The organism is Coleofasciculus sp. E2-BRE-01 (assembly GCF_040221695.1).
Lineage (GTDB): Bacteria > Cyanobacteriota > Cyanobacteriia > Cyanobacteriales > Coleofasciculaceae > Coleofasciculus.
The window spans coordinates 1-25,992 of record NZ_JAVKEA010000088.1 but is presented as its reverse complement, the minus strand read 5'-3'; the positions used below and the strand labels follow the sequence as shown (position 1 = coordinate 25,992).

Genomic DNA, 25,992 nt, shown 5'->3' with positions numbered 1-25,992 from the left:
TATCTTGATTCATAATTCATAATTTAATTTAGCTCATGTCCAACTCGATTGTTCGTAAAGCCGTAATTCCCGCCGCCGGATTTGGTACTCGCCTGTTTCCAGCTACAAAGGTGGTGAAAAAAGAACTATTTCCAATTATCGATCGCGATGGGCGAACGAAGCCAGTTATTTTGGCGATTGTGGAAGAAGCAAGGCGCGGTGGTATCGAAGAAATCGGGATTGTGGTGCAACCGAGCGATCGCGCAATTTTTGAGGCGTTCTTTAAAACTCCCCCGAAACAGGCACTCTGGGACAAACTCTCTGATGCCAATCAGGAGTATTGTCAGTATCTGCAAGAGTTAGGAGAGCAGATTACTATCTTAACCCAGGATGAGCAAGAGGGCTATGGTCATGCTGTATTTTGTGCGAAGGATTGGGTGAATCAAGAGCCTTTTTTACTGTTACTTGGCGATCATGTTTATACCTCCGATACCGAAATTCCTTGTTCTCGTCAGGTTCTAGAAATTTATGAAAAAACGGGTCAAAGTGTGATTGGTTTGACAGAAATGTCTGCCGATATTATCCATAAAGCGGGTTGTGTGACTGGGGTTTGGCAGGAGATGAATTCTATTTTAACGGTGACACAAGTCTGTGAAAAACCGGATCTGGACTATGCGCGATCGCACCTGCGTGTTGCAGGGATGGCGGAGGATAAGTTTTTAGGGATTTTTGGCATGTATGTACTCAAGCCGAAAATCTTTGAGATTCTGGCTGACAGTATTAACCAGAATCAGCGTTATAAAGGTGAATTTCAGTTAACCACTTGTTTGGATACATTACGCCAAGAGGATGGATTGATGGGATATTGGGTCAAAGGACAATATTTTGATACCGGAATGCCAGAGTTTTATCGACAGACGTTAATCAATTTTGGTCAGGACTATCGCAGTTCGTAGTTCGAGTTCGTAGTAAGGGCTTTAGCCCTTCATTCGGTTAAGTTTCCTTGTTTAAGTCTTTAATTTAATCCCTTATGGAATTAGATTTTTTGAGATTCTTTGACGCCTGCGATCCGAGTAAAACCCTCGCGATCGCGAATCCTGAAGATCGGCAGTATTATATTGATTTTGCCTCAGTTCGGGGTGGTAAGATTATTGAGGCATTGGCACGAACAATTAGTTTACGTTCGCGTCTTAATCAACCGACTTGTCAGTTGTTTACGGGACATATTGGCTGTGGTAAGTCTACGGAGTTACGTCGCTTACAAGCCGACTTAGAGACACAAGGCTTTCATGTCGTCTATTTTGAGTCTACTCAAGACTTGGATATGGCAGATGTGGATATTAGTGATATTTTATTGGCAATTATCCGTCAGGTGACGGAAAGCTTGGCAGAAGTAGGAATTCAGCTTAGACCGAGGTATTTTGCCGATCGCTGGCAAGAAATGGTTGATTTTTTGCAGACACCACTGGAATTATCTGCCGAAGCGAATTTGCCCTTACCGATGAAATTGGGCAAAATTACCGCTAAAACGAAAGCAAGTCCAAGTTTACGAAGTCGTTTACGTCAGTACCTAGAACCGCGCACCAGTGGAATTTTAGAGTCGTTAAACGAAGAAATTTTGGCGCGGGCAAATCAAGAATTGCAACACCAAGGAAAGAAAGGATTAGTGGTAATTGTTGATAATTTGGATCGGGTGGAAGATCGACGTAATGATGGTGGACGCACGCAACCGGAATACTTATTTGTAGATCGCGGTGAACAGTTACGTCGGCTAAATTGTCATCTCGTGTATACCATTCCTTTAACGTTGATGTTCTCCAATGATTATCAGGCTTTAACGAATCGATTTGGCGGTGGGGTAGCGCCGAGAGTCTTACCCATGGTATCAGTGCGATCGCGCGATAGTGCAGGATAATCAAGCGGGAATGGCTTTATTTCGGCAATTGGTATTAGCTAGGGCGTTTCCAGAGATAGAACCTGAAGCGCGACTTGATTTAGTTACACAGGTATTTGATAGTCCAGAAACCTTAGATCGATTATGTCGAATGAGTGGTGGTCATGTGCGAAACTTATTGGGGATAATTTATACCTGTCTCCAAGAAGAAGATACACCCTTATCACGAAATACAATAGAACGGGCGATTCGCAACAATCGGGATCGTTTAGTCTCGGCAATTACTGATGATGAATGGGAATTACTAGCAGATGTGGTGAAACAACAAAATGTGAGTGGGGAGGAGGGACATGATACCCTTTTACGGAGTTTGTTTGTATTTGAATATCAAGACGAACAAGGGAAATGGTTTGCGGTGAATCCAGTTTTAAGGGAAACGGAAAAGTTTCAGCGTTTTTGTTGTAAGTAGTCGGACAAAAGAAAACAGTACGCCCATGCTTGTTTTGCCCAAAAGACTCAAACTTTTACAAAGGACAAATGACGAATGACGTAGCTTGCTTCTCGCGAAGCGAGTCCACCTAATTATTGAATAAAGGGCGACCCGACCTAATTGAGTGGAGTGGTCTGTTAATTGATGCAGGCGGGTCGCCCCTACATCCACCTGACTTTTCACGGTATCTGGTGCAACGTGAGTGTGAATTGTGTAGGGGCGGGTTTCACGACTATCTTTTCGGTTGCACCCAGATGTAACTAAACCCGCCCCGACGCGCCATGGCGCGTCTCTACAATAGTTTGTAGACTTCCCGTGAAAAGTCAGCTACATCCACAGGTGCGATTAGGTCGTCTGCCCTAGTCCAGATAACTGATGAGACGATTAAACAGAATCTGATTGATTTAATCGAGACAATCATCGTTTACAAATTACCGCAAAAAAGCCGAGAGGAGATACAAGCTATGTTCGGGTTAAGTGAACTCAAACAAACTAAAGTTTATCAGGAAGCGAAGCAAGAAGGGTTAGCAGAAGGCAGACAAGAAACAAAGTTAAACTCCATACCCCGCCTGATGCAGTTGGGTTTGAGTGTGGAGATGATTGCTGAAGGATTGGATTTGTCGGTGGAAGTGGTTCAACAAGCATCACAATTTTTCTATGAACAAAATGTTGTGGCGTTTATTGAATTGTTACAGGATCAACGATCGCTCTTTTCGCCGCAAGACTTGGCTGAGTTGGCTGCGTTGATTGAACCGTTACCCAATACGATAGAAGATTTATCGGAGGCGATCGCACAATGGTGTAAGCAAGATGGACATTCCCTACAGCGTCAGGCTTGGCGTGATCTTGTCTCTGGGAAGGTGGCGGCTAGGGTAGAGGAATTATTGGCGACGAATCTTGCATCCCTGGAAACTTTTGAGGCTTCGGTGAATAAAGCAATCCTACAACAGGCGATTGAGTAGTAGGCTGGCAAGGTTTTAAGCTGTGTCTATCTACTCCGTGACATTTTCCCCCTCATCCCCTAAACCCTTCTCCCACCCCCCTCGTTCTGACAGGTGTAGGTTTTTTATTTTAGGGTTGGGACAAGACAAGGAGGACAAGGAAGGAAAGAAGACAAGGGGGGAAAACCGTACAGAATTCGGTTCGGTCAAACTAACTTCTAAAAGCCGAAACGCCCTATTTTTCGTTCTCACTCTTCCTTGTCTACGGTCGCTGAGCGAAGTCGAAGTGATGGTCTACCTGTCTACCTTGTCTTACCTCAACCCCAATCTTAAAAAACCTACCCTTGTGAGGGAGGGGGGTAGGGGCGGATTTTACCGATAACCTTAATTGAGAAACTTGACTCAACCCACCCTTCTAAACCGGGGAAATAGGAGGAATAATGAGAACAATGTTTGGCTGGGCTTTTGTGGGATTGGCAATTTCTGGCGGTTTTACGTCAGATATCGCCTTTCAAGCTCAGGACTATGATTCTATCTCAGTTAGTCAAGCGGCAACTCGTTCGGAGGATACTCTAGGAGGTGGGGAAGTCTGTAGAGACGCCGCTTGCTACGTCTGGGAAGCAGAGAACGAGGAACTGATAGATTATTCTGACTTGATGTTTCCCCCTTCCCAGACGTTACTGACCGATACTTCAAATGTTACTGTCTCAGAATCGATGAATCCTGCACCAGAGGAGAGGGAACAATTCCAGCACATTATGGACTGGGTAATTGCCCAGCACCTGCATGAGCAACCGATGACGGATATTATACAGGCGATCGCACACCGATTTGTGGGGACACCCTATAAGGCAGGCTTATTAGACCAATCGCCAGAGGAAAACTTGGTGGTAACGCTTCAGGCATTTGACTGTGTGCTATTTGTGGAAACAGTACTCGCGATCGCACGAACTGTAGCACAACAGGATTATTCCTATCCCACCTTTGTCAATCATCTTCGCGATCAGCGTTATCAGAATGGTCAACTCGATGGCTATTGTAGCCGTTTGCATTATTTCTCGGCTTGGGTTCAGGATAACGAGAAACGGGGAACCGTAGCCAATATTACCCAGGCGCTGGGAGGAATCTCGTTAAATAAGCGGCTTAATTTCATGAGTACCCACCGCCACCGTTATCCTCAACTGGTGAATAATCAGGCAAATTACCAGTGTATTTTAGAGATGGAAGATCAGCTTAATGCTGTTCCGTTAAACTATATTCCCACCGAGCAAATTCACCACAGCTATGATCAGCTACAATCTGGAGATATTATTGGCATCGCTACGACTATTGCGGGATTAGATGTCACCCATACCGGATTCATTGATCGCCAGCCAGATGGTAGAATTCGTTTGATTCATGCCTCACCTGCTGGAGAGGTGACAATTTCCCAAGATTTACAGCAGTATGTAGGCAAGATCAAGCACGCGATCGGTATTTTAGTCGTTCGTCCGGTTGGCGTTAGTGAGTGAGTGAATTAACCTCTCCCTGATATGAATACCAGGAACTCTAAAAGGATACATCGAGACGGATTAAAGTATCGCCTTTCCGTGTCGTCTTAGAAAGCCTTTCCCATTGTTAAATAAGGTATTACTTTTGTGGATATCTATATTCTTGCCTTGTTGGTCATTGGCTTACTGCTCCTGTTGGTCACAATAGGTTCAGGCTGGATTAAGCGATTACCTCTTTCTTACGCTCTCATTTACTTAGTTGTGGGAATTTGTCTTGGTCCTTATGGAGCTAATCTGATTCAACTTCAGATCCGAACGGAATTTTTGGAGCGCATCACAGAATTTGTGGTGATTGTCTCTCTGTTTAGTTGCGGCTTAAAAATGAATCGCCCTCTGAGACTAAGAGCTTGGAAATCAACAATTCGGCTCATCGCTTTTCTTATGCCGATTTCAATTTTTGCCATAGCAGCAATTAGCCATTGGTTATTGAATCTGAACTGGGGAGCGGCTGTTTTGTTGGGGGCAATTCTCGCACCAACTGACCCGGTGTTGGCATCCGAAGTCCAATTGGCACATATAGGAGATAGAGATGAGTTGCGATTTGGTCTAACGTCTGAAGGGGGATTGAACGATGCGTTAGCCTTTCCTTTTGTCTATTTTGGAATTCATTGGTTAGAAAACGACAATTGGCAAACTTGGTTGACACAATGGATTTTTGTTGATTTGATTTGGGCGATCGCGGCTGGAATTGCCATGGGTATTTTGGTTGGAAAGGGAGTTATGTGGATTAAGCAGCAGCTCCAAAACTTCCGCTCTATTGATGTGTTAATGGAGGACTTTATTGGTCTCAGCATTATTTTAATCACCTATGCGCTAACAGAAGTCATTAACGGTTACGGATTTTTGGCGGTATTTGTTGCTGGGTTAATGGTACAGCGGAGTCATTCTAATCCTAATCGGCGACTTTCTCAACTGGAATTCACCGAACAACTTGAAAAATTGATGGAAGTGGGAACGATTCTGTTGTTAGGTTCCCTGCTGCGAATTGAGCCAATTCTCGAATTTGGTGGCGAAGCCCTTCTAATTGCAGGATTATTAATTTTTGCCATCCGACCTTTAGGTGCTTGGATTAGCACGACTAACTTAGGTTTTTCTCAGTCACCTCGCTCACGGTTTCACCCAGCTATTCGTTGTCTATTTGGTTGGTTTGGCGTTCGAGGAGTCGGCTCTCTGTACTATCTTTCCTATGCTCTTGGCAAGAGTTTAGAGGGGGAATTGGGTGCAAGAATTGCTTGGATAACTTCTATAACTGTTGTAACATCCATTGTTATACATGGAATTAGTGCAACTCCTTTAATGAAGTGGTATGAGCAAATTATTCAGAAGAAAAATTCAAGTAATTGACGGAATAATATTTTAAACATAGACTCGGTTTAATTTTATAAAGAGCTTGTTAGAATGCTCCCTATAATTAAGCCTAGAACTAAAGTTCTGGCTTAAAGCTAAAACCCGTTAAAACGGGTTGTATATTGTATAGCACTACGCACTAAGATTAGGACATAAAAGAAAAATTCAAATCGCTCTTCTAGACTGTGCTAATTTGCCATAACCAGTCTAAGAGAGCCAGGATTTTCACTTGTTCCTCAAGCCCTCACCGGACAAATTTAAACTTTAGCTGATCAGGAGCAACTGTCATTGTTTTGGATACCTGATAACTTTGGGTAAGGTAAATTTTGGCGAGCAAAGGCTTGCTTGGCACGGCGAATCAGATCGGTTTTGTAGATAAATTCATCGCGGGCATCCATTGGGTAAGACCGCAGCTTGAACTGAGTCCCCCACATTTGTTCTTGCATGACAACTACAATGGGGAGCTTTAGCTGCGTATATTTGCTACTGTAAGCTGCCTGGTACAGAATCTGGATGACTTGTTCAGCATCTACAGTATGAGCAAAATAAAAGTCAGTGGCGATCTGAGCTTCTAGCTCTCCGCTGTTGGCATTGGAGACAGCTTCAGTCCAGGTTTTGTTGTGGGGAATAGTGACAATGTTGTCGTCAGGAGTCTGGAGTCGAATTCCACGCAAACCATAGCCCACAACTTCACCGTAATGCTCTTCAATTTGAATGCGATCGCCCACTCGATAGGGAGCTTCAAACAGTGCAACTACTCCTGCAATGATCGAACTCACGTAATCCTTAAAGGCAAAACCCAGGGCAATAGCGATCGTACCTGTCAATGCGAGGAGGTTCTCCTGAGACAAGTTCAGAAACAGATTCAGGAGATAGGAAAACGTTAGGATCAAAATCAACCCTTTCAAAAAGGGCAAAGATTGTTTGATCAATAATCGAAAGCGGCGGGGAACTCGTTCTGAAATCCAGCTAGTGAGCGACTGAATGACAAACATGCTCCCATAAGCGATCAAAATAGCGACGAGAGAACGAAAAATTTTTTGCAGTGTAATATTGGTAAGAACTTGTTGCGGTAAGGTTTCCGATGCCTCGGTTTGTGCCAATAACGCCGGCATTGCCTGAACAAAACTGATCAGCTCAAAACCCGATACACTCATGGTTAATCCTCGCCAACAAAAAAGTTATTATTCGTCAATTCAATTTTCAGCTTGGCATAATGGGCAGCACGTACTGATAGCATGCCATTGCTGCTAGCTAGTACCCCGGCTCGCAATAACCCCTGAATCCGAGCTTGGATTTGGCTTTCGGGTTCACCCAAGCTCAAGGCAAGATGGACATGGCTCATCTGCCCATGAATTAGCAACGAATGAAGTAAATAGCGGTCAATCCCCGTTAATGATGGCAAACTAGGCAATGTGGGTTTAGTTTGACGTAAGGTAAAACGGGTTTTGTTGGTTGTCGCTGTCTCGCTCAAGTTCATTTGAGATAAATTACCATCCTCTAGTTGATCGCGGTTGATTCGTAAGCTATTTAGCCATACGCCAAAGGCAATACTACTGACACCAGAGGATTGACTAGCAAGAGTCCTCCAATAAGCCTGACGAAGATTATCTTCTGAGTCTTCTATCGCTTCTGGTTCAACCATCGTTTTGGCAATCGGGTTTAACCAGGTTTGAATCATCGCTCCATCTAGTTCCGGTAACGGTTTCACTTCGCTAAAATAGGCGCTAATCTGGCACACAAAATCCAGAAAATCCCAAGCCCAATGGTTACAGCCTATAACCCAAAAGCAATTGCGATTATGAATAACCATGTCTCGTAAGTATTCAATGCTATTCCAACCCCCAATACAGCGCAGAAAACATTGATCCAGACAGGGAATCATCATCAATGTTTTTCGATCAGCCAGGGAGTCTGCCTCAAGCAGATCGCCAATATCCTTAGGATTTTTAACACCAATCTGTGGGTAGCCTTGCAGGGCTTGCTGAATTTGTTGAGACATGATTAATGGATCATGAGGGCGCATTCGCCAAGGTAGAGGTGTGAATACCTCTACAGGGGGATTGTGCCAGGTTTGCAGACTATCGCTCAAAATTTTGGCAATTGGTTCTACGGGGCTGCCCAAAATGATCAAACTATTGGCGACATCCAGGTGACGTTGCCAGTTTTCAACCCCAGCGGTGATCGCCTCTTGCACTGTGGTTTGATAAACCTGAGAACAGGGGAGTGCCTGGATTTTTTGCCCCAGTTGAGTCTGAATCCCATCGGGCAACTCAACCTCTTCATCCTCGATTGCTACTGCGGCTTGCGCCTGGGTAAACCACGACTGGAACTTTTGCCGAATTGAGTGAACTAAAGAATGAGTCATCAGGTTTCTTCAGTAGGTAGGATGTGCTAATACAGAGGAAGATACAATTAGGTGTATCACTGATTAAGCCAAGCCCGAATCGCTAGAGTCAAACTATCATACCTAAAATGCAACCTGACTTACAGGGACTAAAAATTACCAAAGGAGAACTCAAACATTTGAGTGGAGTAAGTGTTGATACTGTCCTGAAACCACCGACTCTGCCTAAATTTATCGCGGAGATTACGAAAACCCTTTTGGTTATTATCCTGATTAGTTTAACAGGGTTTGTACTTCTCCAGGTTTTTCCGGAACATATTAAGTTGTTAATTGCGAGTCCTTCCATTCTTGCCATCACCTTATTCTTCAACGATATTCGCAAAATTGCCATTAGCCGTAAATGCAAGAATTTAATTCGACTATTTGAAGATGTAAACCGATTTAATCGAGTGATTCAAGCCATTAATATTAATGACAAAATTGAAGCCGTTGGTAATCCGGGTGTGGCGTTAACAAATCGGGGACAAGTTATTCAGGCACTTCGGCTAACCCGTGACGATATTATTCGAGCCTTAAAAACTGAACGAATTCTGAGGGAAAATGACAAGTTTATCAAATGCAATTCTGAATTATTTGATAATAACCTCATGGCATTAACAGCGTTACAAGTTAGCGACCAAGCGACGGAACATGGACGTTTACTCAATGAGGCGTTACAGATTGTTGTGGATGTGCAGCAGGAAATGAGAGCATTACAAAATCGGCATTCATAACATGACATGAATTTTAAAATGGAAGTCTCTATTCTTTTTAACAAATGACATAAGACAAATGACAATTAAGACTTTTTCCACGCATACCCTAGCAACCAAAACAAAACTATAGCAATGAGGGCGACGGCGGTAGGTATAGGTGAATTAGAGACAGTAATTACCACACAGATAATGGCAGTGAGTAGGAGTAGTACCTGAAGAACTAATATTAGCGGTCGCTTACCGATAAAATTGCGACTCTGAAACGCGGTGGGACTTTTCAATTGTAACCACCAATAGACAAGTTGTAATGACTTATTCACAAATTGATAACTTAAAAGCCCTTGAAGTTTCTTGGCACGGTGTTTTCCTAGAGTCGTAATCATAATATCTCGCAGGATTAAAGCCGCACGAGTAGCAAGATTTGCCAGCACAATTCCGGGAATATCTTTTAAAATGGTTTCTTTACCAATCCGGTATTGATTGCGAAAGAAGTCTTCTTTGGCTTGGGGAGAGAACCTACCAATAGCATCTTTGGCTAATTTTGCTGCCGCTAGAGTATTCACCGTTTTCTCAAAATAACCTGGAACGGGTTGATAGCTAGGTGGTTGATCACCGAGTTGAGCCAGTAATCGTTCCATATCATCAGGATCAGTGGGTTTAACCCGTTGGCGATTCCAGGTTAGTTGTTCGCTGATTTCATCTTCAATCACTGTTTCTAAGTCGGTCATTAAAATTGAGCGATGACCTTCTAAAACCAGATCGTCTAAAATAATATGCATCGCTGCATCAGACAGATTTGGATCAGCTAATAAGTGAAGATGGGATTTGAGTTTCTGACGAGTGTTGGTTGTGGTATCGGGGAAACAGTCTTGAACCAGTTGTTCTAAGTATTCATCTTCTGTACATCCTTGTTCTTGGGTTTGTCGCGCCAAAAAAATTGAAAAGTTTTGCAATGATTCACGAGTCACTAAGGCTTCAACAAGACGATTGAGTCCATCTAATCGCCCCCACAACATATCATTGGAACGCCAGGATTTTTTGAAAAATCCGCCAAAAGCTTGTAAGGTATCCCCAGCCAATTTATCATCTAATGTTTTTCCCTTCCCTAACCCTAGCTGAGCATCATCGGGACTAAAGCGAATTGTTTCAATTATATCTTTTTCAGAAAGATTGGTTAAATATTCAAAGGGATAGAGTACCCGATCTAAGTCACAAAACTGTTGGTAACGATTAATAATATCCTCAGAATCGTTGAGTTTACTGGTTTGAATTAACCGTTCTGATGCCTGATTAATTTGATGAAGAATGGAGCAAAACAGTTGACTACAGTTTTCTGGATCGCTATCCTTGTATTTTTGATCCGACCAAATACGGTTTAGCAGTGATGGATCATCATCAAGTTGGCGAATTTTTTGCTGGAATTGGGCAATAATACTAGAAATCTGTTTTTGCGGTAACCAGTTAATCTGTTTTTCTTGAAGCTGATTTAATGCTACTCCTAACTGTTCCGCAGCGGTGGGCAATGTCTTAAAAAAGTTGGCGGGAACGAACTCCAGGCGATTTTGATCTAAGCCTGATGGAGACAGGTCATTTAAACCATCCGCATCAAAGAAAAAGCGGTGCAAACGCAAGAGACGATCATAAACCTGCTTGCGCCACTGCTGTTGAAATTCCGGATCAGAATTTTCTAAATTTTGCTCCAGTAAACTGTAGAAAGATTCACTAACCTGCGGATGACTGAGTAATGTATCTAAGGTAAAGCGGATTACTTCTAGCAGTTTAAGTTGTCGATTTAACCGACTGACGAGTAATCGCTGCTTATTATATTCAGCGATTTCGGTTGTTTTCTCAAGCTGCTGAAATAGCTTATCAATAATGTAGAAATGCTTCCTCAACGCATAGTCTATATCCAGATTACGAATATGCTGACTAGCTTGTTGAAGAATTATATCTTTATCTTGACTGTTGGTTGGGCTGATGATACCCGCAATTAACTGTTGTCCTGTTTTATCTAAAATGACTTTTTTATCTGTCCCTGAAGCCATGGTTTGCTGTCGATCCATGCGTAAAATCAGGGGGAGAATGCGATCGCGCAAACCAATCAGGCGGCTGCGGAGGTAAATCTCTTCATTGACGGTAATTTTGTGGGAAATACTAGGAGTTGATGGATCGGGTGCTTCCACACTAGCGAGTATGCTGTTATAGCGGCTGATTTTATCGTTTTGGGCTTGGATTAACTCCAAATCGTTGCTAATGCTTTCATACGTCGGGAGTCCAACTAACGCATCCTGAAGCACGTCCCAGGTGCTAGGCTTCGCCATGGAATTAAAGTTAGGATTTGCCAAGAAGCGATCGGGATTGGGATCAATATAAATCAGCTTGCGATCGACAGGACGGTTAGCGGTGCGAAAATAGATATCTTTAATTGTGTAACTAAAGGGGCGATTATCCAACACTCCACCATCAATAAAATGGAGTTGATAACCATCTGGCGGTCGTTGTTCTGGTAAGTCACGGCTTTCCAATTGTCCCCATCGAATCAGACGCTGATCAATGTCATTGGCATCGTTATTTAAGCCAACATTAACCGCTGGAAATGCCACGGGAAAGCATGAGGTAATTCGGCAAAGTTTTGCCAGGGATTGATAAGTTTGTTCTGGCGTTCGATTTAAATCCGCTGGGTCACTATCCGGATTAAAGGGTTCGTGACGTCCCTGACGATGCTTGAGGTGAAAAATCTGGCGGTGATTTTTGACTTCAATGACTCGACCTGTATCATCAAATAGCTGGTAAATTCGTCCCAGGATGTCAGTTCCTGTGACAAATAAATCGAGTTCATTCAACTCAGATACCCACTCCCCATCTGGCGCATCCGTGCGATTATAAATGCCTTTTTCAAAGGCTTCGGCTAGGGCAGTTTGATAATAGTCTGCACCATCCAAAACCGACTCCCGTTGGGTTTCTTGGGTTGAGGGATGATGCATTAGTTCGCGGATATTCCCACTCTCACGCCAAATTTGCCCAAATTCTTTAAAGTCAACAACTGTGTCTTTGGTGCTATTGGCAAGGGCGTAACTCAGTAACACACCATTAATTCCGCCGGCTGACGTTCCGGATAGAATATCAACAACAATATCCGCATCCGTTAGGGCTTTAATCAGTTTATAGATACCTCGACCCCGTACCGCATTATAGAATTCGCGGCAGATGCCATTCATATAGATGGCGAGAGAAACACCACCATACACGACGAGTCCTAAGCGATGTTCGCGACGAAATTCAGGTTTTCCGAGGGGGTGACTAGAGGTAGGCATCGTGCGATCGCGTCTTGATGTTAGTGGTACAACAGTGTTTGACCGGGATATTTCCTAATTCATACCATATTACGGTTAAATACTTACGCTGTTTCCTTTTCTTCAAAGTCCAGTTGCTGGTTCAGATAAAACTTAAACTTCTGGCGTAATTGTTCAACACTCATATTCTGTGTCCAATATTCTACCAAAGCGTGACCAAATGCCCACGCATTGCGATCAGGTGAAGATGAATTGTCCAGCAATAATGACCACAGCGATCGCAAGTCGAATTGCATCTGAGTATCCTCTGCACTCAGCAGGGAGAATAAGTCATACGCCATCTGTAATTTGCCAATGACTACGGGTAACTGTTCGACGGGAATTTGTTCAGCGAGGGCAAAGGCTAACGTGGGAGATCCGGTTGTTACTGTGGATACAAACTGTAGCACAGGACTTTTCAGAAACGCTGCCAACCCCTGAGTCGTTGCCATCTGAAACGTATAGTGGTCAATAATCTTAGCGGCTTCCGCTGTACGGGTTTCTCGGTTTCGCAAAAAGCGGGCAAGACGCAGTTGTTTGGCAGGTGCGATCGCGTCAACTAATGCTAAGGATAGCGCCTCGATATTCCAAGGGGTACGCCCAGTTTTCCAATCCGCCGTCACCACAGGTAAAACCTGATCGCACCATTCCCCTAAACTTTCGGCGCGATATTCTGTCGCTTCCCGAATCGCTTTTTCTTTGGTACGTTCACCCCATTGCCAATCATAAGGGGGTTGCCATTCTCGGATCGGGCGCAGGCGATCGACTTGGGTGACGATTGTAATGGCAGGTAAGTCTTCAATATCTGCTTGGATTTCCTTGAGAAACTCCGCATCAACATGTAGCGCTGGATCGAGGGCGGGGGTTACCAGTAGCAGTAAATCGGCGTTCGTGGCATAATCGAGTACCAAGTCCCGCAAATCGGATCGGTTGACTTGTTCATATCCCGGCGTATCCCACAGCGTCAGGGTTTCTCCAGTTGGAGTGTGCCAGTGGTAATTCTGGATGCGATCGGTACTGGGTAAGACATCGACTTCGGCTCGTTCTGCCTGAAATAATGTATTAATTAGACTACTTTTACCCGATCCAGTACGCCCCACCAGCAAAATACTCACGGGCTTTTGTTCAACCGCTTCTATCGGTTCAGCTTGTTCGAGGATATCGCGCAGGGTTTTGGTTTTTACCTGGGGGAGTTGCGGTTTGGGTGGGGAGACGGTAGCTGAACCCGGTGGGGTACTTCCACTATAAAGCGCGATCGCTTGTCGAGATAAATTCTTTAACGCCGCTTCGCGCAGCATCTGTGCCAAATTCATCAACAGTTGCTGGGTAGCTTGGTTACTCGAACGCTTACTCGCTTGTTTGGCTAGCGCCGCCACCGGATTGACTACCCACTGCGCCCAACTCCACGCTTGCCAGAGTTTGCGGGCGGAGGGTTCAAGTTTCTGGTACACTTCGTAGGCTTGCAATCCCTGTCCCACTGTCACCTGACTCAACGCTGGTGATAACTTCTGCATCCACTGATCTAAGTCATCCACTGTCCCCCGAATCAGCCCATAAGCTTGGGGAATATAGATATTAAGTAAGGGATATTTCGCCTCCGGCTGATAGATATGGGCGATGGCGACAACAAGTTCCTGACATCGTTGCCAAAAGGTTTGCCAGTCTTCCCAGATGGGCGGATCATCCTGTGCTTTTTTCAGCAACGTTTGCAGGGCGGCTTCGGCGTTTCGAGTCGCCTCATCTGTGGCGGGTAAGGCAGTTGTTTCCTCTGTGGTAGCGTCGAGTTGATCGCTAACTTCAGCTACCGCTGCTTCTACCTGATCGACGGTTGTCCGTGTCCATTTTACTAGCAGCCAACGCCAACCTGCGAAGATCAGGATAAAGATACCCCAGATCCAATTAATTCCCCACTCGTGGATTTGCCAACCCGCAGATAAGAGTAAGAAGATAATGATGGACGCGATCGGCATTGCCAATACGATCCACTGCCACCGTTTTAATCGCACCATTGTCTGATACCTGCCACCGAAAAGCCTCCGTTAAAGCTATCGTAGTTGAAATAGCAACCAATGTAGGGGTTTGGGAACCCAAACCTTACTGTTAAGGATTTTCTTCCCCTTCCGGAAGCGGTTCGGGAAAATCAGGTGTCTCGTTATTATCAGGGGATGCGGTTGGTGCAGGTGTCGGCTGTTCGCTTAATGTGGCAAGTTGCTTGACTTGATCTTTGTACTCCTGTGGTGCGAGAGAAACCGCAGTGGTAAATAGAGGCTTGGCTTCTTCGGTTTTCCCTTGTTGGCGCAGAATTAGGGCTTTAGCCAATACCGGGCGAAAATCTTGGGGGTTTTCTTCGATCAGTTCATCATAAATGGTGAGGGCTTCGGTAAACCGCTGTTGACTCAGGTAGACTTCTCCTAACAACAATTTGACAGAACTCACATCCACTCTACCCGGTTGAGTCTGATTCTGTTGTCCAGCGTTTTTAATTGTCTCTTGCAATAAACCAATCGCCGCTTCTGGACGGTTTTGCTGAATATACAGGGCGGCTAATCCTTTTAAGGCATTGATATCTCCGGGCTGTGAGGCTAAAATCTGACGGTAAGCTTGGGATGCACCTTCGCGATCGCCAGTTTGTTCTTTTGCCTGAGCTAGCAACACCCCATATTCGGGTTGGTCGGGATTCAGTTCAGCTAAGGTTTCCAACGGTGCGATCGCGCCTTCAATATCCCTTAACTGTAGTTTTGTCTCTAATAGTCCCCGCAACGCGGTTTGATTTTCCGGTTCTCGCTGTAAAACCAGTTCGTACCCTTTCGCTTGTTCTTCAAGTTGCTCTTGCTGTTCAGTGGATAGGCTGGGTTGGGCATTGGGTGTGCTAACAGCAGACGGCTGATTGCTCTCTACAACACTCCTCAACAGCGGAATCGTCGATATACCAACAAATGCCAGCACAGCTAACACTAGCACGACTATAACCCAAACCCTGCGTTTTTGAGACACAAAAAATTCCTTGAACTCTATTGACATTATGAACGCCAAGGCGTCGTTTGCGCCAATGGTTGCATTTTGATGGGAAAGCTAGCTTCTTGGGGAATTTCACTCAGTTGCGGTTGATCGGCGTATGTAGATAGGACAAGGAAGGCAAGGACTAGCAAATAGTAGGTCTGAACGCCACAATCGATCCAGTCATGAATTATCTCAGTTAGGCGTTCTGCATTGGCGGCTGTTTTGGCTACGTCATTTAACCATTTTGATGTTCCAGCAATGTCAAGAATTTGTCCACATTAAAGGGTTTGAGAATATGATCAATACCTAACCCTCTAATTTTCATCAGATTAATTTGATCGGCACTGGCTGTAAGAAAGACAAATTTAGTTTCAGCCGTGCTAGGATCTTGACGCAATGCTTCTAAAACGCCATAACCATCCAATTTAGGCATCATCACATCACACAAAATTACATCCGGATGAAACTCTTTGGCTATTTCCACCCCAGCCTGACCATTGTCTGCTCCGATGGCATCAAATCCTTCCATTTCCAGCAGTTCTAAGAGATTATCCCGGATTAAGCTTTCGTCTTCAATCACTAAAATTTTTCTCATGGGAGATCCTCATGGTTTAATTGACATTTTGTCACAATTTTGCTCTGCCTAACCGCCAACCTAAGCGGTGATTTCTGCTATCTTAACCTTGTGAGGGGGTTTGGGGGAGCTATAAGTCCCACGCTGTAATCTTTGATGAGCGCGTTGGGATACTTCGACAAGCTCAGTAACAACATGGATTCCCCCAAAATACTCTCAAAATAAGCGTTTACTATAACTTGTTATTTACAGTAGACTAAGTTATAATCAATATATGCTGAATCTAAATTACACTTATCGAATCTATCCTGATGCCGAACAAGTCGAATCACTGAACGAGTGGCTCGAAACTTGTAGAGGTGTTTATAATTATGCTCTTAGGGAGCTAAAAGATTGGATTGCTTCAAGGAAGTGTCCAATAGATAGGTGTAGTTTAGAATCAGAATACATAATAGCTGCTGATTATCCTTTTCCAGGGTATCAGCAACAACAGAACAATTTACCCAAAGCTAAAAAGGATTACCCAAGACTAAAGGTAGTACCTTCTCAGGTATTGCAAACAACCATCAGACGATTACATGATGCTTGGGATTTTTTCCGAAATCGGGGTTATGGATTTCCAAGGTTCAAAAAGTATGGACATAAGAAATCGATACTTTTCCCTCAATTCAAGACAAATCCTATAACCGGATGGCAGATTAAATTACCTAAGCTTGGGAAAGTTCAGATTAATTTGCATCGACCAATCCCCGATGGTTTTGTTGTTAAACAAGTTAGGGTAATTAAAAAAGCGGTAGGTTGGTTTGTAGTCATAAGCATTCAATCTGATATTTCTCTTCCTGATACCGTACCTCATGGTCATTTCATTGGGGTTGATGTTGGATTGAATAGTTATTTGGCTACCAGTGACGGCTTTGTAGAACCAGGACGCAAGTTTTTCAAGGATATGCATCGTAGGCTGAAAGTGCTACAACGCAGGTTATCTAAGAAAAAGAAGCGTTCTAAGAACTATGAAAAAGCCAGACGCAAAGTAGAACGATTGCATAATCATATTGCATTCAAGCGAAAAGACTATCAGTACAAATTGGCTCATAAACTCTGCGACATGGCGGGAACTATCTTCTTAGAGGATATTGATTTCCGAACTATGGCGAAAGGGTTTCTAGGCAAACATACAGTTGACGCCGGTTTTGGTCAGTTTAGAGATATTCTTTATTATGTGGGCAAGCAACGCGGTGTTTATGTTGCTGAAGTTGACCACAGAGGCACATCTCAGACTTGTCCAAACTGCCGCATTGAAGTCCCAAAAGAACTGTCTGATAGATGGCATAGTTGCCCGGAATGCAAATATGAAGTTGATAGGGATATAGCTTCAGCGCAAGAAATCTGTAACCGAGGTTATGAGCAACTAAGTACCCAGGGACTCTGGGGGAAAGAAATTGGCTGTCAAGTCGGGCTGTCGGGGGCTTTTAGTCTAGATAAGTGGCGCAGGGCAGCAATGTCTAACAGCGATGTTGGAAGCCCACACCATGATCTATGATTTGGTGTGGGAGGATGTCACTCAAGATGAAACGATATCTGAACGTACTCCAGTTGTTCTGGAGGACTGCTCTCGCCGCTGAACTCGAGTATCGCCTCAACTTTCTGATTGCTGCCTTAAGCAGTCTCGGAAACTTAGTGGGCAGTTTATTTGGGTTATTTTTGTTTTATCGCACCGGCTACACCTTTCAGGGTTGGAGTTGGGAAGAGGCTTTGGTGATTCTGGGGATTTTTACCCTTCTCCAAGGATTTGCGGCGACGCTGCTAAGTCCTAATCTCAATCGCATTGTCCAGCATGTCCAACAGGGTACGCTCGACTTTATCTTACTTAAGCCGATTAGTTCCCAGTTTTGGCTATCATCTCGCACCCTATCGCCTTGGGGATTGCCCGATTTAATTTTTGCTGGAATCCTCCTAGCTTATGCAGGTGAACGCCTTAACCTTAGTGGGGTTGATTACCTTTTGGGTGCTGTTCCCCTGGGGTTTGGTCTGATCAGTCTTTACAGCCTCTGGTTTATACTGGGAGCCACGAGTATTTGGTTTGTCAAAATTTATAATGTGACTGAAGTGCTGCGCGGGTTGTTGGAAGCAGGGCGTTTTCCGATGGTGGCTTATCCCACCGTTTATCGATTTTTCTTTACTTTTGTTGTCCCTGTGGCGTTCTTAACCACGATACCCGCAGAGGTGATTTTAGGTCGCGGTGAGTTCGTCTGGGTGGTGGGTGCGGCGATTCTGGCGTTAGGATTACTGGTAGTGTCCGGTATCTTTTGGCGGTTTGCCCTCCGGTTTTATACCAGTGCGTCGAGTTAATAAGGGGAACAGGGAACAGGGAACAGGGAACAGGAAAAATAATGCGATCGCAATGGGACTGTTTACTACAAAATCTAGGCGAATGGCAAGGTTCGTTTACCCGCTTCTCGCCGCAAGGAGAAGCGTTGACGGATACTCCAACGGTTGTCAGCTTGGAGGGACTTAATCAAAATAAAACAGTGCGCCAAGTGATTCGTCGCTATCCCCGCGATCGCGCTGTAGAAGAAACGGTCTTAGAATACAGTACCTTAGCCAGAAGTGTGCTATTTTTTGAGACCGGAGCATTTTCTCAAGGCTCAATGCAGTGGGGTCCTTTTTCCGAATTTGGCGCTGAATTGGGCTTAATTGCCGGAAATCGTCGCCTGCGGTTAGTGCAACTCTACAATAAAGAGGCTCAACTGTCTCAGTTAACCTTAATTCGGGAAAAACGCGCCGGAACCGATACCCCAGAACGTCCCCCCCTAACCGTTGATCAATTACTGGGAGAATGGCAAGGTGAAGCCATCACCCTATATCCCGATTTGCGATCGCCGGATACCTATTCCACTAAACTTACGATTGAACGCCCAGATAGTAACCGCCTCGTTCAACAGCTAACCTTTGGCGTCGGTGAATCCGTTCAGACCCTAACCTCCAGTGCTAGAATCGACGGAGCGATGCTCTATTTCCAGGACGGTTCATTACCCGTTCAGGTGGTACTGCTTCCCGATGGCGCGTCTTCTAATTGTCCATTAACGATTAAATCTGGTCACAGTTTTGTCCTTGAAGTGGGTTGGTTAATCGAACCCAACCTGCGCCAACGAATGATTCGCCGCTATAGCGATCGCGCCTCTTGGGTAAGTCTGACGTTAGTTAGAGAACAACGAGTGAAACGTTTCGCGTAAGCAGTTACAGCGCTTCGCGCTGGGCAATAGGTAACACCTCGACTTCGCTCGGTGTGTCATAGACAATAGGGGGGAAAAATACTGATTATATAGGGCTTTTAGCAGTTCTTCAGCCTTTTGACTTGTAAATAGACCAGCGCGATCTGCTATATCAATTATTAATAGTTCATCACCCGTTGTTCATTGCCATGAACAATGAACGTGAAATACCCAGCGTCACAACACCCAGGAGGGAGGGTTAATATGTGGACAGTCTTGGCAAACTATATTCCCCATGGACATTGTTATCTTTGGCAACCAGGACTGGTATGGCTTCATCTATTGTCCGATTCGTTAACCGCACTGGCTTACTATTCGATTCCAGTAACCTTAGTTTACTTCGTCCACAAGCGACAGGATTTGCCCTTTGACTGGATATTCTGGTTGTTTAGTGCCTTTATCTTAGCCTGTGGTACGACCCATATTATGGACGTGTGGACGCTATGGCATCCCGATTACTGGCTTAGTGGACTCATCAAAGCAATCACCGCGATCGTTTCCCTGGCTACAGCTTTCCTGCTAGTGCAATTAATCCCCAAAGCCCTAGCATTACCCAGTCCGGCTCAACTCGAACAAGAAATCAGAGAACGCAAAACAGCAGAAACTGAATTACAGCATACTCTACAACGTCTCACGTTTCACGTAGAAAATTCTCCCTTGGCGGTAATTGAATGGGATAGTAACTATCAAGTGCAACGCTGGTCACAACAGGCTGAACAAATCTTTGGCTGGAAGGCTGAGGAAGTCCTAGGTCGGCAGATTGATGAGTTACAACTGGTATTTACTGAAGATAGGGATGCCGTTGATGTGGTGATGACGAATCTACTTGATAGTAGTACGTCTCGCTGTATTTTTTGTAATCGTAACTACACCAAAGAGGGTTCAATCATTGATTGCGAATGGTACAATTCGGCACTTCGCGATGATGACGATAATTTAGTCTCAATTTTATCTTTGGCTCTAGATATTACCAGTCGTAAGCAAGCGGAAACTGCACTGAAGCAAGCCAATCTGGAATTAGAACATCGCGTTGAAGAACGAACCACCCAGTTACAGCAACTCAATCAGAATTTAGAACAAGAACGCCAACAACTCCGACAAATTATTACCGTTGCACCCGTAGCGATGGCAATGTTTGATCGGCAAATGCGCTATCTGGCTCATTCTCAACAGTGGCTCACTGTTTATGGCTTAGACGAACAATCCCTGATCAATCGGTGTCACTATGATATATTCCCGGACCTACCCGAACCGTGGCGAGACGCTCATCAACGGGCGTTACAGGGAGAGATTATTACCAAGAGTGAAGCTGTCTGGCAACGGGCTGATGGTACGACAATTTATGAACATTGGGCGATTCATCCCTGGTATACCTCAACTGGGGATGTTGGCGGAATTGTACTTGCCTGTTTTCCGATTAATGAGTTAGTAGAAGCGCGAGAAGCGGCTTTAGCAACGGCGCGGCTCAAGTCTAAATTTCTGGCAAATATGAGTCACGAAATCCGCACCCCGATTAATGGGGTTTTAGGGATGATGGGGTTACTATTGCAAACGAATCTGAACCCTCAACAGCTTAATTACACTCGCACGATCGAAAGCTGTGCTAAACATCTGCTCACTGTAATTAATGATATTCTTGATGTTTCTAAACTCGAAGCCGGGAAAATGCTTTTGGAGCAGATTGACTTTAGTTTAGAACGTTGCCTGGATTCTGTGATTGATGTTTTAGCAGTACAGGCAGAGGCAAAGGGGTTAGAATTAGCTATCTTGGTTGAACCCAATGTTCCTCGACAGTTACAGAGTGATCCGGGACGTTTACGTCAGATTCTATTGAATTTGGTCGGTAATGCGATTAAGTTTACCGATGCAGGGGAAGTGGTGGTGCGGGTAGCGGTCAGTGGGCATCAACCCACAGATACTTTATCTCAATCTTCAATTACCTTGCGATTTTCCGTCACCGATACCGGAATTGGCATTAACTCGGCGGATCAATCCAAGTTGTTTCAAGCATTTTCCCAAGTCGAGGCTTCAACAACACGGCGCTATGGGGGAACGGGTTTGGGATTGGTGATTTGTCAGCAATTGGTTGAGTTGCTGGGGGGTAAAATTGGGGTTGAGAGTGAGGTGGGTAAAGGATCAACATTTTGGTTTACTGTACCCGTTAAGACACAACCCTTACCGCCCGCCCAAGCCGTTCCCTTAGCAGTACGCCAACTCAAACTCTTAGTCACCGCAGAAAATGCCACAACTCGCCAAACCGTGCGATCGCATCTCGAAGCCTGGGGGATACAGATTGATGAAGCCACGGATAGTACCAGTACCATGGACGCTTTACGGAATGCGGTGACACGATGCCATCCCTATGATGTGGCGATTCTGGATTTGCAACTCCCTGGAAGTCAGGGTGAGTCGATTGTGCCGATGATTCGCTGTAATCCCAGTTTGGCGTCCACTAAATTGATTGTGATGACAACAATGCATCAGCTTGATACGGTGCAAGAGTTGGAATCGATGGATATTTTGGGGTATCTGATTAAACCGATGAAAGCGTCACAGCTATGGGAGAGTTTATTGGCTGCGGTGACGCCTGAGGCAGATCTGGAGACTTGGCAAGCCACTATCCATCAACCCACTCATCTTAATGATTCATCCAACTTGAAAATTTTACTGGTTGAAGATCATCCTATAAATCAAACGGTGATTCTGAACCAGTTGCAAATGCTAGGGTATAAGGCTGAGTGCGCCAGTAACGGGTCAGAGGCTTTGGCGAAATTACAAGCCCAATCTTACGATATCGTGTTTATGGATTGTCAGATGCCTGTGTTGGATGGTTATGATGCGACTCGTGAATTACGACGCCAAGACGGGTCAAATCGTCATACGATTGTCATTGCTTTAACAGCGAGTGCCTTAGAGAGCGATCGCGAAAAATGTTTGGCGGTGGGGATGGATGACTTTCTCAGTAAACCCTTTGATCAAGATACCTTACAGGCAATGATTGAACGTTGGGCAAAGTCTGGGGATACTTGTAGAGACGTTCCGGTGGAACGTCTGGAAGCTGGGGGAGAGAGTCATTTGGCGTCTACAGGCTTCTACCTTGATCACACATTATTCGATCCAAAACGCCTACAGGAAATTTCCAGAGGTCAAATCGCCTTGCAAAAGCAACTGGTACAAGCCTTTGTCAAACATGCTCAACCGGGACTTGAACAAATGTATCACGCTCTCCAGATGGAAGATTTCCAGATGCTTGAGCAACAAGCGCATCGGCTCAAGGGTACGAGTGCAAATATTGGTGTGCGACTCATTCCCCAAATCGCCGCCCAATTAGAACAACAGGCGCGGGAAAAAACCTTAGTCAAAGCAAATGAGCGGCTGGATTCCTTAAAACAACAATTAGGAAAAGTGCAAGCGTTTCTGCTGGAAACAGTACCCGTAGAGACGTAGCATACTACGTCTCTACACGATTGGACATTAACTCACCACCGACGGCTGTTTTTTAAAGAACGCTTCGCGCACTTGTTCCGCCATTTGAGACGGCGTTAACCCTAAATCGGCTTTTGACTGATCAGGTTTAGCATGATCGACTAACTTATCCGGGACACCAAACCGCTTCACTGGCACCAAAACATTATTGTCCGATAACGCTTCCGCCACGGCTGAGCCAAAACCGCCCATCAAGCACCCTTCTTCTAAGGTGACAACCTTGCCAATGCGCTGGGCTAGGGGCAAAATCAACTCCGTATCCAGGGGCTTGACAAAACGGGCATTAACCACAGTGGCTTCAATTCCGTGTTCGCTCAAAATTTCCGCCGTTTGCATCGTGGGATACACCATCGAACCGTAGCCAATCAGCAGGATATCATCGCCATTGCGGAGAATTTCGCCTTTACCGATGGGTAGCCCATCCCATCCTTCTTCCATTAAGGGAACGCCATACCCATTCCCCCGTGGATACCGCATGGCAATCGGTCCATCGGTATAATTCACACCCGTTACCAGCATCCGTTGCAGTTCCGCTTCATCCTTGGGTGCCATAACCACCATGTTGGGAATGCAGCGCAGATAGGCAATATCATACATCCCTTGGTGCGTCGGACCATCAGCACCAACAATCCCGGCGCGATCTAAGCAGAAGAACACGGGTAGGTTTTGGATACAGACATCGTGAATGATCTGGTCATACGCCCGTTGCAGGAAGGTGGAGTAAATTGCGGCTACAGGTCGCATTCCTTCGCAAGCCAGCCCTGCGGCTAGGGTAACAGCGTGCTGTTCGGCAATTCCCACATCGATGTATTGTTTGGGCAGTTTTTCCTGGAGTTTAGTCAACCCGGTTCCCGTCGCCATGGCTGCGGTAATGCCGATGATTTTGGGATTGTTTTCGGCTAATTTAACCAAGGTGTGGGCAAAGACTTTGGAATAGCCGGGGGGTTTAGGTTTGCTAGAGGGAATCGCTTTCCCGGTGGTTAAATCAAAGGGACTTTGGGCATGATAACCGACTTGGTCTTGTTCTGCGATCGCATAACCCTTACCTTTGGTTGTTACCACATGCACCAAGACGGGACCGGAATAGGTATGTGCGGCTTTGAACGTGGTAATCAAGTCTTCTAAATTATGACCATCTACTGGTCCCATGTAGGTGAAGCCCAGTTCTTCCAACACCGCCCCAACTTTGGGAACCGCTAACCGCTTCATCCCCTCTTTCACCCGTTGTAATTCGGGAGTCAAGGATTCCCCAAACAAGGGAAAATGCTTAAACTGTTCCTCTAAATTATCCGCCAGGAACTGCATCGGCTTACTCAGGCGTACCCGGTTCAAAGAGCGGGAAATCGCGCCCACGTTGGGCGAAATGGACATTTCATTATCATTAAGTACCACCAACAGCCGGGTATGGGGTAAATGTCCAGCATGGTTAATCGCTTCTAATGCCATACCTCCGGTTAATGCCCCATCACCAATCACCGCTACTGTCTTGAAGTTTTCTTCTTTCGCATCACGCGCCAGCGCCATTCCCAGGGCGGCTGAAATACTGGTAGACGCATGACCCGCACCGAAGTGATCAAACTTATTCTCGCAACGCTTTAAGTAACCAGCCACCCCGTCCTTTTGCCGTAGGGTGTGGAAGTGATTATAGCGTCCCGTAATCATCTTATGGGGATAGGCTTGGTGACCGACATCCCAAATCACCTTATCCCGATCTAAATCGAGTGTCTGATATAATCCCAACGTCAGTTCGACAACCCCTAACCCTGGACCTAAATGACCACCGCTTTTGGCTACTGTTTGCAGATGCCGTTCCCGAATTTGACGGGCAATTTCCTCCAGTTGACGGATCGACAAACCGTGTAGCTGGTTCGGATGGGTAATTTCGCTGATATGCATACCGCCGTAATCTTCTTTAAATCGCTACTGGATATTATTCGTCTGTTTGATAGTCTAAAGTATCTAACAATTTAGGGGTTAGGGGGAATGAAATTAACAAATCCCTAGATTATCTGGCGAAAACAGCTAAATCCGTGCAATTTTAGCTACCACTCAACCGTTGTCAGTGATGAAAATCACAATATATTGAAGTTTTACTCACCGAATATCACCGCTTGGCTGTCCTTGGTTCAACCATTGGACAAATTCATGAGGACGTGTTTAAGCTAATTGTCTACCTCCTGGGGATCTTCTGCCACGATCGCTCGCGTGCAGCGCCAATTACTGGGAAGTGCGGAGGGCCATCCCATACGGAGGGCTTCGGGGCAAATGCTGTGTATGGTAAGCTGACAGTCAATGAGCTGGAAGCCTTCCTTGTCCACCTGTTTCATTGCCTGTTTTAGTATCGAATCATTCTTAAATTCAATCGTCTGGTTGCACTGAATGCAAACTAGATGATGGTGATGATTGGGGAACGGTTGATTCAGTTCATAGTGTTTGTGTCCTTCGGCTAACTCCAATTCTCGCAGGATACCCATGCGAGCCATCAACTTGACGCTGCGATAAATTGTAGACAGGCTGATAGGTTCTCCCCGCTTGTCCAGCAAATGGAAGAGTTCCTCAGCGCTGAGATGGTTCCCTCGGGGAAGATTTTGAAAAACGTGGAGTATCGTTTCTCGCTGCGGCGTTAACCGCCAACCCCGGGAATTAAGTTCAGCTTTCAGCGAAGCGGCTGTATACGGAGGCATAATCACCCTCTCAAAAAAACCCGATTATTGACAATGATAGTTACTGATCGCACCTATTTGCAAGAAAATCGGTTAATTGAAAATTAATGTCAGTCGTTATTTGTCATTTGTCAGTCGTTATTTGTCATTCGTCATTCGTCATTTGGTCAGGGCGGGTTTTGCAGCCACGCTAAGGAAAACCATCAATATCAGTCCCTAAACCATGGGTGTCAACTTAAGCCACATTACCCACGATAGGATACTGGGTGTGGGGTATGGGGTGTGGGGTGTGGGGGAAAGCGAGCAATGTTGGGGAGCTATGTATTAAACGGAACCTGTTTGAAAAAAACATTGTGGATGAA

17 protein-coding genes and 2 pseudogenes are annotated in these 25,992 nt (G+C 45.1%); 11 read left to right on the top strand and 8 right to left on the bottom strand.

From position 1 onward, the window contains the following. Positions 1 to 35 precede the first annotated feature (35 nt). The 6 genes and pseudogenes from RIG66_RS10775 (at position 36) to RIG66_RS10750 (ending at position 6,198) form a co-directional block, all read left to right on the top strand. Positions 36 to 935 (top strand): sugar phosphate nucleotidyltransferase, encoded by a 900-nt coding sequence (locus tag RIG66_RS10775; RefSeq protein WP_446377851.1) that lies wholly within the window; start codon positions 36 to 38, stop codon positions 933 to 935. 74 nt (positions 936 to 1,009) lie between these two features. Continuing rightward, positions 1,010 to 2,342, top strand: a pseudogene (locus tag RIG66_RS10770) (P-loop NTPase fold protein). A 359-nt stretch (positions 2,343 to 2,701) separates the two neighbouring features. Then, positions 2,702 to 2,821: pseudogene (locus tag RIG66_RS10765) on the top strand (DUF2887 domain-containing protein); the annotation flags it as partial. 6 nt (positions 2,822 to 2,827) lie between these two features. Then, a complete protein-coding gene (locus RIG66_RS10760; protein ID WP_446377849.1) occupies positions 2,828 to 3,325 on the top strand; it encodes a hypothetical protein in 498 nt (165 codons plus the stop codon). Positions 3,326 to 3,744: 419 nt separating this feature from the next. Beyond that, on the top strand, positions 3,745 to 4,815 hold the full coding sequence (locus tag RIG66_RS10755; RefSeq protein WP_446377847.1) for an N-acetylmuramoyl-L-alanine amidase-like domain-containing protein: 1,071 nt from the start codon (positions 3,745 to 3,747) through the stop codon (positions 4,813 to 4,815). A 126-nt stretch (positions 4,816 to 4,941) separates the two neighbouring features. After that, a complete protein-coding gene (locus tag RIG66_RS10750) occupies positions 4,942 to 6,198 on the top strand; it encodes a cation:proton antiporter (RefSeq protein ID WP_446377845.1) in 1,257 nt (418 codons plus the stop codon). Positions 6,199 to 6,473: 275 nt separating this feature from the next. Here RIG66_RS10750 and RIG66_RS10745 read toward each other — a convergent pair whose 3' ends face one another. Beyond that, positions 6,474 to 7,316 carry a mechanosensitive ion channel family protein gene (locus tag RIG66_RS10745; protein ID WP_446377930.1) on the bottom strand — a complete coding sequence of 281 codons (843 nt, stop codon included), beginning with the start codon at positions 7,314 to 7,316 and terminating at the stop codon, positions 6,474 to 6,476. Positions 7,317 to 7,360: 44 nt separating this feature from the next. Then, positions 7,361 to 8,569, bottom strand: coding sequence for a MarR family transcriptional regulator (locus RIG66_RS10740; protein WP_446377843.1), 1,209 nt, complete (start codon positions 8,567 to 8,569; stop codon positions 7,361 to 7,363). 107 nt (positions 8,570 to 8,676) lie between these two features. On the opposite strand from RIG66_RS10740, the gene RIG66_RS10735 reads away from it, so the two are divergent. Next, complete coding sequence (locus RIG66_RS10735) at positions 8,677 to 9,321, top strand: hypothetical protein (protein ID WP_446377841.1); 645 nt, start codon at positions 8,677 to 8,679, stop codon at positions 9,319 to 9,321. Between the two features lie 65 nt (positions 9,322 to 9,386). Here RIG66_RS10735 and RIG66_RS10730 read toward each other — a convergent pair whose 3' ends face one another. From RIG66_RS10730 to RIG66_RS10715, 4 genes are all read right to left on the bottom strand, one after another. Then, positions 9,387 to 12,617 (bottom strand): patatin-like protein, encoded by a 3,231-nt coding sequence (locus RIG66_RS10730; RefSeq protein WP_446377839.1) that lies wholly within the window; start codon positions 12,615 to 12,617, stop codon positions 9,387 to 9,389. Between the two features lie 83 nt (positions 12,618 to 12,700). Beyond that, positions 12,701 to 14,644: a GTPase family protein gene (locus tag RIG66_RS10725; RefSeq protein WP_446377837.1), complete on the bottom strand. Its 1,944-nt coding sequence runs from the start codon at positions 14,642 to 14,644 to the stop codon at positions 12,701 to 12,703. A 91-nt stretch (positions 14,645 to 14,735) separates the two neighbouring features. Continuing rightward, positions 14,736 to 15,629, bottom strand: coding sequence for a tetratricopeptide repeat protein (locus RIG66_RS10720; protein ID WP_446377835.1), 894 nt, complete (start codon positions 15,627 to 15,629; stop codon positions 14,736 to 14,738). Between the two features lie 241 nt (positions 15,630 to 15,870). Further along, a complete protein-coding gene (locus RIG66_RS10715) occupies positions 15,871 to 16,230 on the bottom strand; it encodes a response regulator (protein WP_446377833.1) in 360 nt (119 codons plus the stop codon). A gap of 253 nt (positions 16,231 to 16,483) precedes the next feature. Between RIG66_RS10715 and RIG66_RS10710 the strand changes: the two genes are divergently transcribed. The 4 genes from RIG66_RS10710 (at position 16,484) to RIG66_RS10695 (ending at position 22,928) form a co-directional block, all read left to right on the top strand. Continuing rightward, positions 16,484 to 17,749: an RNA-guided endonuclease InsQ/TnpB family protein gene (locus tag RIG66_RS10710; RefSeq protein ID WP_446377831.1), complete on the top strand. Its 1,266-nt coding sequence runs from the start codon at positions 16,484 to 16,486 to the stop codon at positions 17,747 to 17,749. Positions 17,750 to 17,775: 26 nt separating this feature from the next. Next, positions 17,776 to 18,558 carry an ABC transporter permease gene (locus RIG66_RS10705; RefSeq protein WP_446377827.1) on the top strand — a complete coding sequence of 261 codons (783 nt, stop codon included), beginning with the start codon at positions 17,776 to 17,778 and terminating at the stop codon, positions 18,556 to 18,558. Between the two features lie 41 nt (positions 18,559 to 18,599). Then, the gene (locus RIG66_RS10700) at positions 18,600 to 19,442 is read left to right on the top strand and encodes a DUF3598 family protein (RefSeq protein WP_446377825.1); all 843 of its coding nucleotides are present in this window, start codon (positions 18,600 to 18,602) and stop codon (positions 19,440 to 19,442) included. 243 nt (positions 19,443 to 19,685) lie between these two features. Next, positions 19,686 to 22,928 carry a response regulator gene (locus tag RIG66_RS10695; RefSeq protein WP_446377823.1) on the top strand — a complete coding sequence of 1,081 codons (3,243 nt, stop codon included), beginning with the start codon at positions 19,686 to 19,688 and terminating at the stop codon, positions 22,926 to 22,928. Positions 22,929 to 22,955: 27 nt separating this feature from the next. Here the strand turns inward: RIG66_RS10695 and dxs are convergent, their stop codons facing one another. Both dxs and RIG66_RS10685 read right to left on the bottom strand, forming a co-directional pair. Next, positions 22,956 to 24,863: a 1-deoxy-D-xylulose-5-phosphate synthase gene (gene dxs, locus RIG66_RS10690; protein WP_446377821.1), complete on the bottom strand. Its 1,908-nt coding sequence runs from the start codon at positions 24,861 to 24,863 to the stop codon at positions 22,956 to 22,958. Positions 24,864 to 25,129: 266 nt separating this feature from the next. Next, positions 25,130 to 25,651 (bottom strand): transcriptional repressor, encoded by a 522-nt coding sequence (locus RIG66_RS10685; RefSeq protein WP_006104329.1) that lies wholly within the window; start codon positions 25,649 to 25,651, stop codon positions 25,130 to 25,132. Between the last annotated feature and the right edge of the window lie 341 nt (positions 25,652 to 25,992).

Coding starts and splice junctions, on each gene's coding strand:
- RIG66_RS10775 (WP_446377851.1), top strand. CDS start 36: ATGTCCAACTCGATTGTTCGTAAAGCCGTAATTCCCGCCGCCGGATTT.
- RIG66_RS10760 (WP_446377849.1), top strand. CDS start 2,828: ATGTTCGGGTTAAGTGAACTCAAACAAACTAAAGTTTATCAGGAAGCG.
- RIG66_RS10755 (WP_446377847.1), top strand. CDS start 3,745: ATGAGAACAATGTTTGGCTGGGCTTTTGTGGGATTGGCAATTTCTGGC.
- RIG66_RS10745 (WP_446377930.1), bottom strand. CDS start 7,316: ATGCCGGCGTTATTGGCACAAACCGAGGCATCGGAAACCTTACCGCAA.
- RIG66_RS10740 (WP_446377843.1), bottom strand. CDS start 8,569: ATGACTCATTCTTTAGTTCACTCAATTCGGCAAAAGTTCCAGTCGTGG.
- RIG66_RS10735 (WP_446377841.1), top strand. CDS start 8,677: ATGCAACCTGACTTACAGGGACTAAAAATTACCAAAGGAGAACTCAAA.
- RIG66_RS10730 (WP_446377839.1), bottom strand. CDS start 12,617: ATGCCTACCTCTAGTCACCCCCTCGGAAAACCTGAATTTCGTCGCGAA.
- RIG66_RS10725 (WP_446377837.1), bottom strand. CDS start 14,644: ATGGTGCGATTAAAACGGTGGCAGTGGATCGTATTGGCAATGCCGATC.
- RIG66_RS10715 (WP_446377833.1), bottom strand. CDS start 16,230: ATGAGAAAAATTTTAGTGATTGAAGACGAAAGCTTAATCCGGGATAAT.
- RIG66_RS10710 (WP_446377831.1), top strand. CDS start 16,484: ATGCTGAATCTAAATTACACTTATCGAATCTATCCTGATGCCGAACAA.
- RIG66_RS10705 (WP_446377827.1), top strand. CDS start 17,776: ATGAAACGATATCTGAACGTACTCCAGTTGTTCTGGAGGACTGCTCTC.
- RIG66_RS10700 (WP_446377825.1), top strand. CDS start 18,600: ATGCGATCGCAATGGGACTGTTTACTACAAAATCTAGGCGAATGGCAA.
- RIG66_RS10695 (WP_446377823.1), top strand. CDS start 19,686: ATGTGGACAGTCTTGGCAAACTATATTCCCCATGGACATTGTTATCTT.
- dxs (WP_446377821.1), bottom strand. CDS start 24,863: ATGCATATCAGCGAAATTACCCATCCGAACCAGCTACACGGTTTGTCG.
- RIG66_RS10685 (WP_006104329.1), bottom strand. CDS start 25,651: ATGCCTCCGTATACAGCCGCTTCGCTGAAAGCTGAACTTAATTCCCGG.